This is a genomic window from Hymenobacter lapidiphilus (assembly GCF_003417065.2).
Lineage (GTDB): Bacteria > Bacteroidota > Bacteroidia > Cytophagales > Hymenobacteraceae > Hymenobacter.
The window spans coordinates 171,400-189,768 of record NZ_QVLT01000004.1; the positions used below are offsets into that span (position 1 = coordinate 171,400).

At 61.5% G+C, this 18,369-nt stretch carries 12 protein-coding genes; 5 read left to right on the forward strand and 7 right to left on the reverse strand.

The annotated features are described in order from the left end of the window. Positions 1-50: 50 nt before the first annotated feature. Positions 51-1,079 (reverse strand): acyl-CoA reductase, encoded by a 1,029-nt coding sequence (locus D0N36_RS03950; RefSeq protein WP_116939924.1) that lies wholly within the window; start codon positions 1,077-1,079, stop codon positions 51-53. Positions 1,080-1,277: 198 nt separating this feature from the next. On the opposite strand from D0N36_RS03950, the gene D0N36_RS03955 reads away from it, so the two are divergent. After that, positions 1,278-1,628: a 4Fe-4S binding protein gene (locus tag D0N36_RS03955; RefSeq protein ID WP_116939926.1), complete on the forward strand. Its 351-nt coding sequence runs from the start codon at positions 1,278-1,280 to the stop codon at positions 1,626-1,628. Positions 1,629-1,781: 153 nt separating this feature from the next. Here the strand turns inward: D0N36_RS03955 and D0N36_RS03960 are convergent, their stop codons facing one another. Beyond that, the gene (locus D0N36_RS03960) at positions 1,782-2,945 is read right to left on the reverse strand and encodes an N-acetyl sugar amidotransferase (protein WP_116939928.1); all 1,164 of its coding nucleotides are present in this window, start codon (positions 2,943-2,945) and stop codon (positions 1,782-1,784) included. Positions 2,946-2,997: 52 nt separating this feature from the next. Further along, a complete protein-coding gene (locus D0N36_RS03965) occupies positions 2,998-3,939 on the reverse strand; it encodes a carbon-nitrogen hydrolase family protein (protein ID WP_116939930.1) in 942 nt (313 codons plus the stop codon). Between the two features lie 221 nt (positions 3,940-4,160). Between D0N36_RS03965 and D0N36_RS03970 the strand changes: the two genes are divergently transcribed. Beyond that, a complete protein-coding gene (locus D0N36_RS03970; RefSeq protein WP_116939932.1) occupies positions 4,161-6,869 on the forward strand; it encodes a valine--tRNA ligase in 2,709 nt (902 codons plus the stop codon). A gap of 133 nt (positions 6,870-7,002) precedes the next feature. Beyond that, entirely contained in the window at positions 7,003-8,838 is a 1,836-nt protein-coding gene (locus tag D0N36_RS03975; RefSeq protein WP_116939935.1) for a sensor histidine kinase, read from the forward strand. Between the two features lie 294 nt (positions 8,839-9,132). Here D0N36_RS03975 and D0N36_RS03980 read toward each other — a convergent pair whose 3' ends face one another. Then, positions 9,133-9,984: a hypothetical protein gene (locus tag D0N36_RS03980; protein ID WP_116939938.1), complete on the reverse strand. Its 852-nt coding sequence runs from the start codon at positions 9,982-9,984 to the stop codon at positions 9,133-9,135. A 282-nt stretch (positions 9,985-10,266) separates the two neighbouring features. Between D0N36_RS03980 and D0N36_RS03985 the strand changes: the two genes are divergently transcribed. Both D0N36_RS03985 and D0N36_RS03990 read left to right on the forward strand, forming a co-directional pair. Continuing rightward, complete coding sequence (locus tag D0N36_RS03985; RefSeq protein ID WP_116939940.1) at positions 10,267-12,309, forward strand: S9 family peptidase; 2,043 nt, start codon at positions 10,267-10,269, stop codon at positions 12,307-12,309. 180 nt (positions 12,310-12,489) lie between these two features. Further along, positions 12,490-15,015, forward strand: coding sequence for a TonB-dependent receptor domain-containing protein (locus tag D0N36_RS03990; RefSeq protein ID WP_116939942.1), 2,526 nt, complete (start codon positions 12,490-12,492; stop codon positions 15,013-15,015). 101 nt (positions 15,016-15,116) lie between these two features. Here D0N36_RS03990 and D0N36_RS03995 read toward each other — a convergent pair whose 3' ends face one another. The 3 genes from D0N36_RS03995 to D0N36_RS04005 all read right to left on the reverse strand — a co-directional run bounded on the left by D0N36_RS03995 (position 15,117) and on the right by D0N36_RS04005 (position 18,306). Next, on the reverse strand, positions 15,117-15,320 hold the full coding sequence (locus tag D0N36_RS03995; protein ID WP_116939944.1) for a hypothetical protein: 204 nt from the start codon (positions 15,318-15,320) through the stop codon (positions 15,117-15,119). Between the two features lie 145 nt (positions 15,321-15,465). Further along, positions 15,466-16,839, reverse strand: a complete 1,374-nt coding sequence (locus D0N36_RS04000) for a dihydrolipoamide acetyltransferase family protein (protein WP_116939947.1) — start codon at positions 16,837-16,839, stop codon at positions 15,466-15,468. Positions 16,840-17,049: 210 nt separating this feature from the next. Further along, complete coding sequence (locus tag D0N36_RS04005) at positions 17,050-18,306, reverse strand: competence/damage-inducible protein A (RefSeq protein ID WP_116939949.1); 1,257 nt, start codon at positions 18,304-18,306, stop codon at positions 17,050-17,052. Between the last annotated feature and the right edge of the window lie 63 nt (positions 18,307-18,369).

Below are 18,369 nucleotides of genomic sequence, written 5' to 3' on the forward strand. Positions count from 1 at the left end.
AGCAATTGCTTCGCCCTTGTTCGTTCCTTGCTTTTTATTTGGATCGTATTTCAGCTCAGGTCGGCCAGGAAAGCCATGGTGTCTACACCGTCGGCGTAGTCGGCGAGGCCGGGGTGCTGGGCCCGGCCGAAGGCGAAGGAGCCCGGGTACTGTCCGCCGCCTGATACGAGGCACTGGGTTTGGGCCGCCACGTCGGTGAGTTGGTCGACCTGGTCGACTTCGTTGGTGTAAGTGCTGTAATGCAGCACCGAAATGGGCGACACGAGCCGGGCGCTTTCGGTGAGCAGCAGGAAGCCCGAATCGAGGTGTGGCACGGCATTAACAAGCAAGATGCTCTTGTTGTAGTCGTAGTTGTTTTGGTAGCGGTTGTGGTGCAGCGCGTGGTGCCAGGGCTGCAGGGCATCGAGCAGCAGCGGGAAATCGTAGCCGACGGGAGCGTATAGCTTGCTCACGTTGCGGCAGCCCAGGCCATAGTAGCGGAAGATGTCGGCGCCCAGCAGGCCCAGCTCGTGGGGCGTTTCGTGGCCCGTGAGCACGGCTAGGCTGGTGCGGTTGCGCCGGATGATGTGGGGCTTCTTGCCGAAATAGTACTCGAAGTAGCGGGCCGTGTTGTCGGAGCCGGTGGCAATGAAGGCGTCGGCGGCGTTGAGGCGTTCCACGAGCTGCACGGCCTCGGTGAAGCGGGGCTCGATGCTGGTAAGCTCCTGCAATATCCAGCGCATGAGCAGCGTATCGTCGGAGCTGAGCTTGGCCAGCAGCTGGTGGCCGCTGAGCAGCACGCACAGCGCATCGTGGAAGCCCACCAGCGGAATGTTGCCGGCCATCACCACGCCTACGAGCCGAGGGGCCGGGTCGGGCTCGGGCCGGTAGCGGCCGGCCCACTGGCGCAGGGGCTCCTCGCGGAGCATTTCGGCTATGCTTTCGAGGGCGGCGCGCACGTTGGGCGCGTCAAACCAAGGATTGTTGTTGCGGGCGCGGATGGAAAGTTCGGTTAGCTCCTCGGCCTGAGCCGGGGCGAGCAAAGCGGCGAGGCGCTGGCCCAGGGCCACAAAAGCGGCAAGGCGGTCGGCGTGCATCATGGAAAGACAGAGCTGAAAGAGCAGGAGGGAAGGAAAAATGGTCGGCAAGTGCGAAAAACAAAATCGGCGGCCCGAAATTACATAGCATATATCAAGGGGTGTACAGGTAATCCCTACTTTTGCCTTTCCGTATCCTGCCTCCGGCCGCTTACGTACCTTGCATACCCGATTTTCTCTCCCTAACGATTCCCCGAGGCTATGGCCATCATGATAACCGACGAGTGCATCAACTGTGGTGCCTGCGAACCGGAATGCCCCAACACTGCTATTTACGAAGGTGGTGCCGCCTGGCGCTGGGCCGACGGCACCAGCCTGAAAGACGTGCAGCTCGACGGCGGCCAGACCGTAGTGGGCGTAGCGCCCCAAACGCCGGTTTCCGACGAGTACTATTACATCGTATCGGATAAGTGCACCGAGTGCGTGGGTTTCCACGAGGAGCCCCAGTGCGCCGCCGTCTGCCCCGTCGACTGCTGCGTGGACGACCCCGACTACCGCGAATCGCAGGAAAAGCTGCTCGCCAAGAAGCAGTGGCTTCACCAGGAGGCCTAAAAAGAGTTCGTGCTCAGCTCAGAATCAACCGAAGCGAAAGCCCCTGATACCAGCACGGATGTCAGGGGCTTTGCGCTTCGGCTGATTCTGTGGCTCTGAAAGGGACAACTCCGCTTCGCTGTCTGCCGGGTATTTCGGCCTCACCTGTGCGGCTTAGGTGCCGCAGTTGAAATACTTATCGTGGGCTGATTCGGGGATGAGGCGGAATTGACTGAGCAGCATGATGGGCCAGCGGAGGCGGCGGATAAGCGCGTAGTTGTTGGGGTAGGAGCGGAAGGTGGTGGGTGACGTGGCCACAATTTGCTCGAACTCCTCGCGGCTCAGGCCCAGACGCTTGATGCAGAGGTTGATGACCTTCTCATCCTCGATGCTGTTGATATGCCGCACCTTCTCCAGCGCCTCAGTCCGCGGTAGCTGCCCCGAGCGGACAAGGGCCGAATAGTTGAATAGCCGACGGTCGATGTTGAATTTGGTGCGGTTGAGGTAGTAGATGACGCTTTGGTAGAGGTCGTCGAAGTAATGGGCGCCGGGGTTCACCCAATCGAGCTCCTTTTGCAGCAGCTCGTCTACATCGGCGCGCACGTAATCCACGTGATAGAGCAACGTGACGGTTTTGATGCGGCGGATGAAGGCGTAGTAGAACATTTCCTTCAGATCGAGGTGGAAGCCCGGGTCGGCAGGTTTCCAGGGGCGTAGCGGCACGGTGCCAAACTGCTTGTGCACGGCCTTCAGGTACTTGCCGTCGAGGTAGTTCCAGCTCAGCGGCGCAATGCCCTCGGTGCGAAACGACTGCCCGATAATGATGCGCTGAATGCCTTCCTTGGCGGCCACGCCGTAGAGGGCTGTGGCAATGCCTACATCGGTGCCCTGCTCCATATCGGGCACCGAAGCCTTCAGAAAGGCAATCTTAAGGTCTTTGGATTCGCGCCAGTCGGAGGTGATGGTACGCATTTCCACGCCCAGCTTGCGGCAGGCCTTGGCCATATTCTCGCCGGCTATGGGGTTGCCGAAACCGTCGTTGAAATGAACTGCCAGCGGGCGTAGTCCCAGCTTTACCACGCAGTACCAGAGCGTAAACGACGAGTCGCGGCCCCCACTAACGCCTAGTACGCAGTCGTAGGGGCGGCCCCGTCCGAGGCGCTTCATGTCGGCCGTCATGGCCTGTACGTGCCGTTCGCCGGCCTCGCCCAACGGGCAGGCGCGGTCCATTTTGTCGTGCAGCTTGCAGAAGTTACACTCCCCCCGGGCATCGAAAACAATGCCGGGTACGGTAGTGTCCATAATGCAGCGGCTGCATTGCTGGTAGAGGTCGGCCATTCAAAAACAGTAGCGTGAGAGTCGAAATGCGGGGTAGGGGAATGTTGGTAGGTTAACGGGTGGGGGCTGGCAGTTCATCGAGCCGAAAGCCCTTGCGGGCCAGCATCTGCCCGATTTGAGTGCCTTGTTCGGCGCGTACCGGCCGGGGCAGATCGGCTACCACGAGCTGGCCGGCAAACTCGTTGAACACGCCCTGGGCCCGGATGCCGCCCGCATCGACGGCCAGCGAGCAGCCGATGCTCTTTTTGCCCTCGTAGGGCCCGCCCACAATGTAGCCCACCGACGTGGTGCCCACCACGCTCACGTTATAGAGCTGGGCCAGAATGGAATAGGGCTTGATCCACTTTTCGCTGTACGGGTCGTGCTCCTCGGTGATGGAGTAATCCACGGTCCAGGACGAAGGGGAGAGGATAAACTCGGCCCCCATACGGGCCAGCGTGTGACCGATGGCCAGACCGTCGAGGAAGTTGTCGGCGCAGATGTTGACGCCGATTTTGCCCAGCGGCGTGTCCACTACATTTAGCGTCTGGCCCACTGCATAGAAAGGCAGCTCAACTTCTAGCAGGTTGATCTTGTGGTATTTGCAGATGATGTCGCCGGATGGGTTGATGAGCAGGGCGGCGTTGTAGTTGCGGCCGTCGGGCGCGCGCTCGGTGAGGCCGGCGCACACGTAGAGGCCGTGCTGGCGGGCGGCCTCGCAAAGGCGGTCGGAGTAGAGGCCGGGAATGGGTTGGGCCTCGGTGAGGGCGCTGGGGTGCGTCCAGGCGAAATCGAGGGTTTCGGGCAGCAGCACCAGCTCGCAGCCCTGGGCGGCGGCATCGGCCATCATCTGCTCGGCCCGGAATAGGTTGCGCTCGGGCTCGCCGCCCTCTACCAGCAGCTGGCCCAGGCCCACGCGCAATGAGCCGGCAAAAGCCGGGGCCGTAGGCAGCACGGCAGACGGGGGCGTAGCTGGCCGGGCAGCGGAAGGTTTGCGGAAGGTGAAAAGAGCCATAGGCCAGCAGAAGCGACGACGAAAGCAGAGAAATGGCCTACAGAAAGGGCTTCCAGCAGAAGCACCACCCTCTAATATTCTACAGAAGCTTCAAAAATAAACAATCGACACGGTTGTAACACCCCCTACAGCCAGGAAAGGCCAAGTAATTCCGGTAGTTTCCGGCCCCGGCCCGAAATAGCTACTTTTGTGCCCGTATTCGCCCCGATTTTTCCCGACCGATGACCATCGCCAAAACCTATACGCCCGCCGACGTTGAAGCCAAATGGTACCAGCGCTGGCAGGAGCAGGGCTTTTTCAAAGCCAAGGCCAACCCCCGCAAGCAGCCCTACTCGGTCGTGATTCCGCCGCCCAACGTGACGGGCGTGCTGCACATGGGCCACATGCTCAATAATACCATTCAGGATGTGCTGGTGCGCCGGGCCCGGATGCAGGGCTTCGAGGCCTGCTGGGTGCCCGGCACCGACCACGCCTCCATTGCCACCGAGGCTAAAGTAGTGGCCTTGCTCAAGGAGCAGGGCATCGAGAAAAAGGACCTGACCCGGGAGCAGTTTCTGGAGCACGCCTTTGCCTGGAAGGAAAAGTACGGCGGCATTATTCTCGAGCAGCTCAAGCAACTGGGCGCCTCCTGCGACTGGGACCGGACCCGCTTCACGATGGAGCCCGCCCTGACCGACGCGGTGCTGCGCGTATTCGTCGACCTGCACCAGAAGGGCCTCATCTACCGCGGCGTACGCATGGTCAACTGGGACCCGCTGGGCCAAACCGCCCTGTCCGACGAGGAGGTTATCCCGAAGGACGTGATGGCGAAGATGTACTACCTGAAGTACGAGATAGTAGGAGCAACAAGCTCCAAGCCACAAGCTGCAAGTGCAGAAGCAGACAAACAGAACGAAAGCTTGCCGCTTGAGGCTGACAGCTTGCAACTCACAATAGCTACTTCCCGCCCGGAAACCATTATGGCCGACGTGGCGGTGGCGGTGAACCCGAACGACCCGCGGTATCAGCACCTGATTGGGCAGAAGCTGCGGATTCCGCTGCTGGGCCGCGAAATTCCGGTTATTGCCGACGAGTACGTGAGCATCGATTTCGGGACCGGGGCACTGAAGGTGACGCCGGCCCACGATTTGAACGACTACGAGCTGGGCGTGAAGCACAACCTGCCCGTCATCGACATTCTCAACAACGACGGCACGCTCAATGAAAAAGCGGTGCTGTATGTGGGCCAGGAGCGCTTTGCGGCCCGCCGCAACATCGTGAAGGACCTGGAGGAAGCCGGCCATTTGGTGAAGGTAGAGGAGTACGCCAGCATCGTGCAGACCTCGGAGCGCACCAAGGCTGTAATTGAGCCGCGGCTGAGCATGCAGTGGTTCATGAAGATGGAGCACCTGGCTAAGCCCGCCCTGGAAGTAGTCGAGAACGATACCGTGCAGCTGCACCCGGCCAAGTTCAAGAACACCTACCGGGTGTGGATGGAGAACGTGCGCGACTGGTGCATCTCGCGCCAACTGTGGTGGGGCCAGCAGATTCCGGCCTACTACCTGCCCGACGGCACCTACGTGGTGGCCCTCACGCCCGACGAGGCGCTGGCCCAGGCCCGCCAGCAGCCCGGCAACGAGGCCTTGACGGCCGCCGATTTGCGCCAGGATGAGGACGTGCTCGATACCTGGTTTTCGTCGTGGCTGTGGCCGATTTCGGTGTTTGATGGGTTTGAGGACCCCGATAATGCTGACGTCAACTACTTCTACCCGACCAACGACCTGGTAACCGGCCCCGATATTCTGTTTTTCTGGGTAGCCCGCATGATTATGGCCGGCCTGGAGTTTCGCAAGGAGGTGCCGTTCAAAAACGTGTACCTGACGGGTATTGTGCGCGACACCCAGGGCCGCAAGATGAGCAAGCAGCTCGGCAACTCGCCCGACCCGCTCGACCTGATTGCCCAGTTCGGGGCCGATGGCGTGCGTACCGGCATGCTGTTCTCGGCCCCGGCCGGCAACGATTTGCTGTACGATGAGAAGCTGGTGGAGCAGGGTCGAAACTTTACCAACAAGCTCTGGAATGCCTTCCGCCTGAGCCAGGGCTGGGAGGTAGATACCGCGCTGCCCTTCGCCAACGACAAGGCCGTGGAGTGGTTCGGGGCCCGCCTGCAGGCGGCCATTGCCGAGATGGACGAGCACTTTACGAAGTTCCGGATTTCGGATGCGCTCATGACGGTGTATAAGCTGGTCTGGGACGACTACTGCTCGGTGTATTTGGAGATGATCAAGCCCGCTTACCAGGCTCCCATCGACCCCGAAACCCTGCGCCACACTAGCGCCTACCTCGAAACGCTGCTACGCCTGCTGCACCCGTTTATGCCCTTCATCACGGAGGAAATCTGGCATGAGCTGAAGGAGCGCGGCCCGAAAGAGTACGCCTGCGTGGCTGCTTGGCCCAAGCCTCATCCCGTGGCCGACGCGCCCGCGCTGCTGGCCCGCATGGCTCAGGCGCTGGAAATCGTGGGCGGCGTGCGCACCATCCGCAACCAGAAGGGCCTCGGCCCCAACAAGCCCCTGCTGCTGGCCGCCAAAACCACCGACGCCACGCTGCAAAGCCTGTTGACCGACTACGCCGGTATCATCCGCAAGCTTGCCGCCCTCACCGATATTTCGGTGGTGGAGGCCGCCCCGGCCGCGGCCGTAGGTTTCGTGGCCGGCGGCGCCGAGTTCTTCGTGCCCCTCGAAGGCCAGATTGACCTCGGAGCCGAAAAGGAGCGCTTGCTAAAGGAGCTGGAATACGCCCAGGGTTTCCGCGACTCGGTGAGCAAAAAGCTGAGCAACGAGAAATTCGTGGCCAACGCCAAGCCCGAGCTGGTGGAGCGCGAGCGGCAGAAGCTGGCCGACGCCGAAGCCAACATGGCGGCGCTTGAGCAGCAGCTGGCGGGACTATAGAACTCGTTCGTTTGTGCAGATCAGGCCAGCCGGTTGCTCGTTGAGCGGCCGGCTGGTTTTGTTTAACCGGTATATAGGTCCGTAGAACAGGGGGAGACGTATTATCGCAACACTGCTATATATATTTGGCGCAGTGAAAACGCTTCTCCTTGCCTTTGCGTGTTGTGTATGCCTGGCCAGCCCATCGTGGGCGAGCGGCACCAGTGTTTATGCCGACAGCCTGCTGCGGCGGCTGGCCTATTCACGCCCCGATACCAGCCGTGTAAATCTGCTGATTCTGCTGGCCTGGGACCGGACCGACGACAACCCGGTGGTGGCCATTCAATATGGGCAGCGGAGCCGCCGGCTGGCCCACACGCTGAATTTCTCGCGGGGCGAGTGCCGCTCGCTACTGATGCTGGGGTGGGCCTTTCTGCGGACCGGTAACTATCCTACAGCCGTGCAGTCGATGCAGGCAGCGCGGCGCCTGGCCGAACGGGTCAACTACCAGGGCGGCCAGATTCACGCCGACAATGGCATGGGCTACGCTCACCTGGAGCAGGGTAGTCCCCGGCTGGCGCTGCGCTACTTATTTAGGGCAGTGCGCCGCGCTCAGGCCATCAACGATAAGGTACTGCTGACGCCTGTTCCGGGCAACATCGGGCAAGCCTACCTGCAGCTAAACCGGCCCGACTCGGCCTTGCACTACGTTAAGTGGGGCTACCAGCTTGACCTGGAGCAGCACGACTGGCACAGCGAAATCGGGGATTTGGCGATTTTGGGCGATGTGGCGGCGCAACAGGGCCAACCGGCCCAGGCCCGCTTCTATTACCAGCGTTGCATCAGGCGGGCCTACGGCCGGCCGGTGGCGTATGCGCTATGCCAGGCCTGGCTGGGGCTGGCCCGCCTGGCCCGGCAGCAGGGCCAGTTGGGTCCGGCGCTGGCATATGCCCAACGGGCCCTGGACGCCAGCCAGGTCGGGGGGTACGCCAAGGGGGTGCTTATGGCCAGCGAAGTGCTGGCCGACCAGTATGAAGTCCTCGGCGATACGGTCCGCGCCTTCGTGCACCTGCGCCGGGCCAGTACCACCACCGGCCGGCTGTTCAGCCTCAATCGCCAGGTGCAGGTGCAGGCGCTCGATTTCAGCGAGCAGCTGCGCCAGCAGGAGCAGGGCGACGAGCTGCAGGAGCAGCAGCAGCAACGCCGGCAGAACCTGCTGGTAGGCAGCTTGCTGCTGCTGCTGGCTGGCGCCGGCGTGGGCTACCTGCTGATTAGCCGGCAGCACCTGCGCCGCGAGGTGGCGCTGGTGCAGGAACGCCAGCAGCTGGAACGGCGCTACGCGGGCGAAATTCTGCAGGTAGAGGAAAAGGAGCGCCGTCGGGTAGGAGCCGACCTGCACGACGGCGTGGGCCAGCTGCTGTGCGCGGCCCACATGAACCTGGCCGCCCTGCAACAGCACCTAACCCTACACGAGCCGCAGCAACAGTCGCTGCTCGCCACGGCCGTCGCCACCATCGATGAGTCGGTGCGCGAAATCCGGAGTATTTCGCATGGGTTGGCACCGGTGGCGCTGCTGGAGCAGGGGCTGGAACCGGCCGCGCAGCAGCTGCTGAGTCGCCTGCGCTACTCGGCCCCCGAGCTGGCTGCGCGCCTGCACACGGTAGGGCTGCCTGTGCCGGGCTTGCCGGTGGCGGCCCGGGCGCTGGTGTACCGCATTCTGCAGGAAGCCGTGCAGAACGTGCTGCGCCACGCTCAGGCCACCGAGCTAACTGTGCAGCTGCTGGGCACCGCTACCGATCTGACACTGATGGTGGAGGATAACGGCCGGGGCTTCGGGCCGGAGGCGGCTGAGGGCTTGGGCATGCATAACATCCGGCTGCGCGCGCGCTACCTCAATGCCCGGCTGCAGCTCGATTCGCGGCCCGGCTACGGTACTACACTCACGCTGCTCGTGCCGCTGGAAGCCTCGTTGCCCCCTACGGCGGCTTAACTTGCGGCCTTGTCCGGCGGTTGCCTATCAGCCAGCTGGTGGTCTTCGCCGTCCGGCAGTTCTTCTGCCTGATATCCATACCTATATATCTGCCCACCGTAGCGGCCGTGAAGGCCTAATCACTCTTCTCGCCGTTTGGCACCCGCACCGATATTACTACTTGCTCAATGAGTGCGAATGACTGGCCGTACTCGACTATCTGAAGGCAGAAAACGCCTACTTTGACCAGCAGATTGCCCCAGTGAAGGTTCTGGAGCAGTAATTGGCTGCGTTAAGAAAGGACGGCGGCTGGTTTTAGGATTTTAGGAGGCCGGTGGCGGGGCGGTTCAGCCGGTTGTAGCCGTAGGCCACCAGCAGCACGAACAGGCCCGCCGACACGCTCAGTAGCACATTGTAGTACTTGGGGGCCGTTAGCGAGAGGCGGATGATGACTGTTGCCAGGGCAAACGAGGAGTAGCGGAACAAGTGTAGGTACAGGGTGCTGTAGCGCAGGGAAATAATCAGAATCAGGATGTCAGTGAAAATCAGAATCGTGTAGAAGCGGCCCAGCAGACTGTGGTACTGGCCGTAGTAAACGAAATTGGCCAGCGAGTAGAGGCCGGTGGCCAGAAAAGCGAACAGCAGCAGCGAGGCAACCAGCTTTTTGAGACGCACGAAATCCTGCTGCTCCTCAACCGAGCTGGTAATGCGGGTGTGGTGTTGGATGCGGTAGAAGAGACCAATGATAAGGAAGATGGCCACTGCCCCCAGCGCATCGGTGAGAATGGGCAGCAATTCGAGCAGGATGGCCGTGTCCCAGGCCAGTTCCACCGGCAGATGGCCCAACTCCTTGAACGACTCGCGCAATAGAATCAGCGAAACCACTTCGAACTGCTTGCCCACCGAATCGGCCACCGAGCGCGAGAGCGTGAAGATGAGGCTGGTTATTTCGCTTATCAGCAACACGCTAAAAGCTAGCTCCACGGCGTAGAACCGCCTCACTGGATAGTTTAGTATGCCATAGTAACTGAGCAGACTGATAATCATACCCCCCACGAAGGCCACGATAACTAAGTTACTCGTCAGCTTGGCGGCCCGTAGCGAATGCCATTTACGCTCCGTCGTGTCGTACCAAGTAAGCCAGTTTTGCGGATACTTTTCGAGCATGAGTAGGGGGAATGACGACGGGTTGACGCTGTATTTCAGCTTCCTACCTCACTAAATAAACCAGGCAGTACCTTCATAAGTTAAATGGCCGCCCTGCCTGCGGCCGCTCCGCCCGCAAACTCACTGAATCCGTGGTTTAGCGGTACTTTGGCTGGCCACAGAGTGGTGGTATCCTTACTTCTTGTCTGCTCCGCCACGAAGCATTCGTCGTTACCGCTGCCTGCCGGGCTTCTGCTGTATTTCGCGCTACCCACCGTACAGGCCCAAACTCCTGCCTTCTTTATGTCTCGCCCCCCCATAGCGGCCGTTAAGGCCCACGCGCTCGTCTCGCCCTTTGGCACTCGTACCGATAACTACTACTGGCTCAATGAGCGCGAAAACCCGGTAGTAATCGACTATCTGAAGGCTGAAAACGCCTACTTCGACCAGCAGATGGCGCCCGCCAAAGAACTGGAAGAACGGCTGTTTCAGGAGATGAAGGGCCGCATCCGCGAGCAGGACGAGTCGGTGCCCTACCGCGACAATGGGTATTACTACTACGTGCGCTTCGTGGAGGGCGGCGAGTACCCGGTACACTGCCGCAGGCCGGGTAGCCTGGAGGCGTCGGAGGAAGTGCTGCTTGATGGCAACGCGCTGAGCGCGAGCCACGAGTATTACCACATCGGCGGGCTCGAAGTAAGCGACGACAACCGCACGCTGGCCTATTCGGAGGACGTGGTAAGCCGCCGCCTCTACACGCTACGCTTCCGCGACCTGCAAACCGGGCAGCTGTACCCCGAAGAAATTGCCAACACCAGCGGCAGCGCCGTGTGGGCCACCGATAACCAGACCGTCTTCTACACCCGCAAAGACCCCGACACACTGCTCGACTACCAGCTCTGGCGCCACACGCTGGGCACCGACCCGGCCACCGACGAGCTGGTGTATGAGGAAGCCGACGCGGCATTTTACCTGCACGTGAGCCGCTCCAAGTCGCGCGAGTACGTGCTGCTGAACATCGGCAGCACGATGTCGGCGGAGGTGCGCTACCTACGGGCCGATGAGCCGCGGGCGGAGCTACAGGTGTTTCTGGCCCGCGAGGAAGACCACCTGTACGAAGTGGAGCACTTCGGCCCCGATTTTTACGTGCTTTCCAACGACGAAGCGCCCAATTTCCAGCTGCTGAAAACGCCCGTGGCCGACACCGCCAAAGCTGCCTGGCAGGTGGTAATTGCGCACCGGGCGGAGGTGTTTCTGGAGAACATGGAGCTGTTTCGGGAGTACCTGGTGCTGGGCGAGCGGCACGATGGGCTGCTGCGGCTGCGCGTTATCCGCTGGGCCGATGGGCAGGAGCACTACCTCAATTTTGGCGAGCCCACCTACACGGCCGCCATCAGCATCAACCCCGAGTTCGATACGCCGGTGCTGCGCTACGGCTACTCCTCGCTCACTACGCCCACGTCCACCTTCGACTACGACATGGCCACCCGCGCCAAAACGCTGCTCAAGGAGCAAACCGTGCTCGGCAGCTTCCGCAAGGAAGACTACGTGACGGAGCGCCAGTACGCCCCGGCCGCCGACGGCACGCTGATTCCGCTGTCCATCGTGTACCGCAAGGGCTTTGCGCGCGACGGCAACGCGCCGTTGCTGCAGTACGCCTACGGCTCGTATGGCCTCTCGATGGACGCCACCTTCAGCGCCAGCCGGCTGAGCTTGCTGGACCGGGGTTTTGCCTACGTCATCTGCCACATTCGGGGCGGGCAGGAACTGGGCCGGCAGTGGTACGAGGGCGGCAAGAAGCTGCGTAAGATGAACACCTTCACCGATTTCACCGACTGCTCGCAGTACCTCATCAGCGAGCAATATACCTCGGCCGATAAGCTGTTTGCACTGGGCGGCTCGGCCGGCGGGCTGCTGATGGGGGCCGTGCTCAACCTACACCCCGAGCTGTACAAGGGCGTGGTGGCCGCCGTGCCCTTTGTGGATGTGGTAACGACTATGCTCGACGAGAGTATTCCGCTGACGACCGGCGAGTACGACGAGTGGGGCAACCCCAACCAGCAGGAGTTCTACGACTACATGCTTTCGTACTCGCCCTACGACAACGTGCGCGCCCAGGCCTACCCCAATCTGCTCGTGACTACCGGCCTGCACGACTCGCAGGTGCAGTATTTCGAGCCCGCCAAGTGGGTAGCCAAACTACGGGCCAACAAAACCGACGATAACCTGTTGCTGCTGCACACCGACCTGAGCGCCGGCCACGGCGGGGCCTCGGGCCGCTTCCAAAGCCTGCGCGACACTGCCCGGCATTTCGCCTTTATGCTCATGCTATTGGGCGAACGGTAGGGGAGTAAATGCACGCAGGTTAGTCAGCGGCCAGCGAAGAATAACCTGCGTGCATCCAATTGAGCATCACTACCGACTACCACAAAATATTCCCGGCCCGCCGTGCCACTTGCCGCGCAAAGTTGTGTCTGTGGCACAGGTCGGCGGGTTTAGCGGCGGCTGATTTTTCTGGATTTTAGAATGAAGAAAATTGTACTGCTGCTGGCTCTGAGCGGCACGGCCGCCACGGGGCTGGCCCAGGTGCCAACCGGCTCCGGCCGCCCCGCCGGGCAGGCGCAGGCCGAACCCGGTAACGGCCGCGTTACCGGCACCATTATCGATGCTGCCACCAAGCAGCCGGTTCCCTACGCTACGGTGGTGTTGCTGAGCCCCGCCACCGGCAAGGCCGTCGATGGTACTTCGGCCGATGATAACGGCAAGTTCAGCATCCCGCGGCTGCGGGCGGGCACCTACACGGTGCAGGTCAGCTTCATCGGCTACAAGAACTTCGAGAAGCCCGGTGTCGTCATCACCGATGCCGGCAACGCTGTAAACCTGGGTAGTCTCTCCATCGAAAGCACGGCCCAGGCCCTGAAGGAAGTGGTAGTAGAAGGCCAGCGCGCTCTGATTGAGGAGAAGGTTGACCGCACGGTGTACAACGCCGAAAAGGACGAAACCACCCGCGGCGGCGACGCCACCGACGTGCTGCGCCGCGTGCCGCTGCTGAGCGTCGACCTCGATGGCAACGTGAGTCTGCGCGGCTCCAGCAACATCCGGGTGCTCATCAACAACCGCCCGTCCACCATCTCGGCCAACAGTATTGCTGATGCGCTGAAGCAGATTCCGGCCGACCAGATCAAGAGCGTGGAGGTGATTACCTCGCCCTCGGCCAAGTACGATGCCGAAGGCTCGGGCGGCATCATCAACATCGTCACCAAGCAAAACAACCTGCGCGGCTTCACGCTCGACACCCGCATAAGCGCCGGCTCGCGTAGCAGCAACCTGGGCCTGAGCGCGGCCTACCGCACCGGCAAAATGGGCTTCTCGTTCAACGCCGGGGGCCGTGGCCAGTACAACACGCCCGGCCGCTTCGAGAACGAGCAGCTCAGCTACCGCCTACCGGCCAACAACGACCCCGCCAACCGCACGGTCGTCAGCCGCTCGGTGCAGCAGGCCGATACGCGCCAGAACAACGTGTTCGCGCGCTATTCGCTGGGCTGGGACTACGAGATCAACAAGTTCAACTTCGTGGCTGCCTCGGTGCAAATCGGCCAGCGCGACGGTACCAGCTATCAGGACAACCTGCGCTCAAGCACCACGTTTTTCCGCACCGACGGGGACACGGTGATCAACAGCCTGCGCGACGTGAAGGTGCTCGATAACTCCATTACGCTCGACGCCACGCTCAGCTACACCCGCACCTTCGAGAAGCCGCGCCAGGAGTTCAGTGTGCTGGGACAGTACAGCCGCAACGTGCGCACCAACAACTTCACCAACGCCATCCGCGAGGGGCAGGGTTCGGGCGATTTTCTGCGCAACGTCAACGATAGCTACAACGAGGAATACACGCTGCAGGCCGACTACGTAACGCCCATCAAGGAAAACCAGATTCTCGAATTCGGGGCCAAGGACATCATCCGCCGCGTGAACAGCGACTATACCACGCTGCTCAACGGGCAACCCCAGGCCGGTCGGGGCCTTTCGAACATCTTCACCTACGACCAGAACGTGGCCGCCGCTTACGCCGCCTACACGCTCACGCTGCTGAAGAACTACACCTTCAAGCCCGGCGTCCGCTACGAGTACACCACCATCAACGCCGACTTCAAAACCGAGCGGGCGGCCTCCATTCCGTCATATGGGGTACTGGTGCCCAGCCTGAACCTCTCGCGCAAGCTGGCCAACGGTAACCTGCTGAAAGCCGCTTACAACCGCCGGATTCAGCGGCCGTCGCTGCAGTTCCTCAACCCCAACCGCCAAGCATCCAACCCGCTCAACGTCACTATCGGTAACCCCGAGCTGCGGCCCGAGTACACCAACAACTACGAGCTGGCCTACAACACGTTTGTTAAACAGACTTCGCTCAACTTCTCGGTGTTTGCGCGCAATACCACCGGCTCCATCCAGCCGGTGCGCACCACCAACCTCGACACCATTATCACGCGTTTCGATAACATCGGCACCGAAAACGCCTACGGGGGCAGCCTGAGTGCCAATGTCAACATCAACAAGAAGTTCACCCTCAGCGGCGGCACCGACGTGTTCTATGCCGTACTCGATAACAACTCGGCCAACCCCGTGCTGGCCGCCAGCAACTCAGGCTGGGTAGCCAGCGGCCGCCTCAACGCCACCTACACCTTCGAGAATGGCTGGGGCTTCCAGAGCTTCGCGTTTTACCGCGGCCGGCAGGTGCAGTTGCAGGGCTACCAGGGCGGTTTCGGCATTTATAGCCTGAGTGTGAAAAAGGACTTCGCCGAAAAGCGCGGCTCGTTCGGCATCGGAGCCGACAACTTCTTCACGCCCGAGTTCAAAATCCGCAGCCGCGTCGAGTCGCCGGTGCTCGACCAGAACAGCGTGAACGTGCTGCGCCGGGCCGGCGTCCGCGTCAACCTGAGCTACCGCATTGGCAAGCTCACCACCGAGCAGCCCCGCCGCCGCCGTCGCGCCATCAGCAACGACGACCTGAAGGAAGGCGGCACTACCCCCGATGCGGGCGGCCAGCAGTAAGCAACTCTGTCATACTGATGCAAAAGGAATCCGGGTCAGGTCATCGAACTACATTGTTCAATGGCCTGACCCGGATTCCTTTTGCATCAGAATTGCAGCTTCTACTTCTCCCGCAGGCTATCGGGTACGGGGCCGCGCTTTAACTGGCTGAGCTTGTTCTGAAGCTGGAAGGTGACAATCTCGCAGTCCTGGAATTTCTGCTCGGCCCGTTTCAAAGCCGTTTCGGTATTGTTCAGGCGCTGGTAGAGGAACAGGATGAGGCCGAGCGCAACCAACAGCGCCGCCAGGGGAAGGTATTTTTTCATGGAGAGAAATAGCGAGGTACTTGCTCACAGCCTGATTGACTCAGGCGAGCAGTAGATGAACAATCAAAAGTACGTTCTGATCATCGAAAAGGCCCCGCCGTGTAACCACGGCGGGGCCTTTCGCATACATTCTGAGCCCTAAGCCCTAAATGCTCGTGTTGGGGTCGAACTGCTCCAGGTAGTCGGCCACGCGGCGCACGAACATGCCGCCGAGCGAACCGTCGACCACGCGGTGGTCGTAGCTGTGGCTCAGGAACATGAAGTGGCGCACGCCAATCAGGTCGCCCTGGGGCGTTTCAATCACGGCCGGCTTCTTCTTGATAGCGCCCACGGCCATGATGGCCACCTGGGGCTGCATGATGATGGGCGTACCCATCACGTTGCCAAACGAGCCGACATTGGACACGGTGTAGGTGCCGCCTTCCAGGTCTTCGGGCTTGAGCTTGTTGGCCCGGGCGCGGTTAGCCAAGTCGTTCATCTTCTTGCTCAGGCCATTGAGGTTGAGCTGGTCGGCGTTGTGAATAACCGGCACGATGAGGTTGCCCGAGGGCAGGGCCACGGCCACCCCAATGTTGATGTCGCGCTTCTTGATGATGTAGTCGCCGTCAATGGAGACGTTGATGAGCGGGAAATCCTGGATGGCGCGGGCAATGGCCTGGATGAATATGGGCGTGAAGGTCAGGTTCTCGCCCTCGCGCTTCTTGTAGGCATCCTTGTGCTTGTTGCGCCAGTTCACGATGTCGGTCACGTCGGCCTCCACGAAGCTCGTTACGTGGGGCGAAATGCGTTTCGAGTCCACCATGCGCTGGGCAATCATCTTGCGCATGCGGTCCATCTCAATCAGCTCCTGCCCACCGCTGATGGAAGGCACGGCCTTGGTGGCGGCCGCGGCCTGCGGCTTAACAGCAGTAGCGGCTGGTGCTGGTGCGGCAGCCTGGGTAGCGGCTGGGGCCGGAGTAGCAGTGGCCGAAGCGGCTTGCTGGCCCAAAGGCTGCTTGCCGCCGGAGACGTAGTCGAGGATGTCTTTCTTGGTTACGCGACCCTCACTGCCCGTGCCGGGCAGGTATTCGAGGTCGCTCATGCTGATGCCTTCCTCGCGGGCGATGCTGAGCACCAGCGGCGAATAGAAGCGGCCGGCCTGGGGCTGGGCCGTACCGGCAGCCGGGGCCGTTTCGGCCGGCACGTGGGGCACCTTGGCGGCAGCGGTAGCCGCGCCATTGTCGGACGCAGCTGGTGCGGCGGGGGCAGCGGCTGGAGCCGGAGCGCCGGCGTTGGCGGCATCGGTTTCAATCACGGCGATGGGCGCACCCACAGCTACAACCTGGCCTTCCTCCACCAGAATCTCCTGCAGAATACCCGCGTGCAGGGCCGGAACTTCGGTATCAACCTTGTCGGTGGCCACTTCCAGCACCGATTCGTCCTGCTCGATGGCGTCGCCAACTTGTTTGAGCCATTTGAGAACGGTGCCTTCCATGATGGATTCGCCCATCTTGGGCATCGTCATTTCCATTCGTGCCATGCGGTCGGGGTAATATAAAGGTGGGTGGGGTGGGGTATGGTGGTGCAAAGGTAACCAGAACTCGCAATGCGGGGAACGGATAAATAAGAGAACGTCATGCTGAGCGAAGCGGAGCGCAGTCGAAGCATCTCTACCACTTCGTTATAATGGTAAATTCAACGAAGCGGTAGAGATGCTTCGACAAGCTCAGCATGACGTACCCTTGCTAACTCACTCCTGCACCCCGCCCGGCAGGCTCAGCCGCAGCAGGTTCAGGGCGGTGGTGGCGGTGAACTCCAGGTTGAGCTGGCGGCCGCGGTCGAAGCTGATTTGCTTCGTGACGGTGCGGTGGGCGTCGGCGTAGGCCACGCAAATGGTGCCCACGGGCTTGGCGGGCGTGCCGCCGTCGGGGCCGGCCACGCCACTGGTGGCCAGGGCCACATCCACGCCCAGACGGCGGCGCAGGCCCTGGGCCATTTCGGCTACCACGGCTTCGCTCACGGCGCCGTGGGCGGCCAGGGTTTCGGCCTGCACGCCGAGTTCCTGCATTTTCAGCTCATTGGAATACGCCACGATGCTGCCCTGGTAGTAGCGCGAGGCGCCCGGCACGTTGGTGAGGCGGTGGGCCAGCAGGCCGCCAGTGCAGCTTTCGGCCGTGCCCACCGTCAGGCCGCGCTCCAGCAAAAGCTGGCCCACTACTTCTTCCAGCTTGATTTCGCCTTCGGCAAAAATGTGGGTGCCCAGCAGGCGGCGCAGTTCGGGCAGCAGAGCCTCCATGCGGGTGCGCAGGTGGGGCTGGCCGTCGTCCTGGCCCGTCAGGCGCAAGCGCACGCCGCCCAGCGAGGGCAGATAGGCCAGCTTCACGTAGGACGGCAAAGCGTTTTCCCAGTCCTCAATTTGCTGGGCCAGAAACGACTCGCCCAGGCCTACGGTCTGCACCACTAGGTGCTCGATGGCAGGCGTCTGGAAGTGGGCCCGCAGGCGCGGCAGCACCTCGTGGGTCATCAGGTACTTCATCTCGTGGGGTACGCCGGGCATGCTCACGAATACCACGCCGCCGTCCTCGAACCACATACCGGGCGCCGTGCCCACGGCGTTATGCAGCACCTGGCAGTTGGCCGGTACCATGGCCTGTTGGCGGTTTACTTCCAGCATGGGCCGCTGGTAGCGGGCAAAAATGCCCTCTACATGGCGCAGCACGCTTTCGTCGAGTACCAGCTCGGCGCCGAAGTAGCGGGCCAGCACGTGCTTGGTCAGATCGTCTTTGGTGGGGCCCAGGCCGCCGGTCATCAGCACCACGCGGGCCCGCTGCCGGGCCTGGTCGAGGGTGGAAACAATTTCGTCGGCCCGGTCAGATACGCTCGTAATCTGGCGCACGCGCAGGCCCAGTTTGCCCAGCTCCTGACCCATAAAGGCCGAATTTGTATCGATAACCTGCCCGTAGAGCAGCTCATCGCCAATGGTCATAATCTCAACATCGGGCACCATAAGGAAGGGGTTAATCAGGGAACGGGCAAAACTTAAGTGGGGTAGGGCGAAGGTAGCGGACAA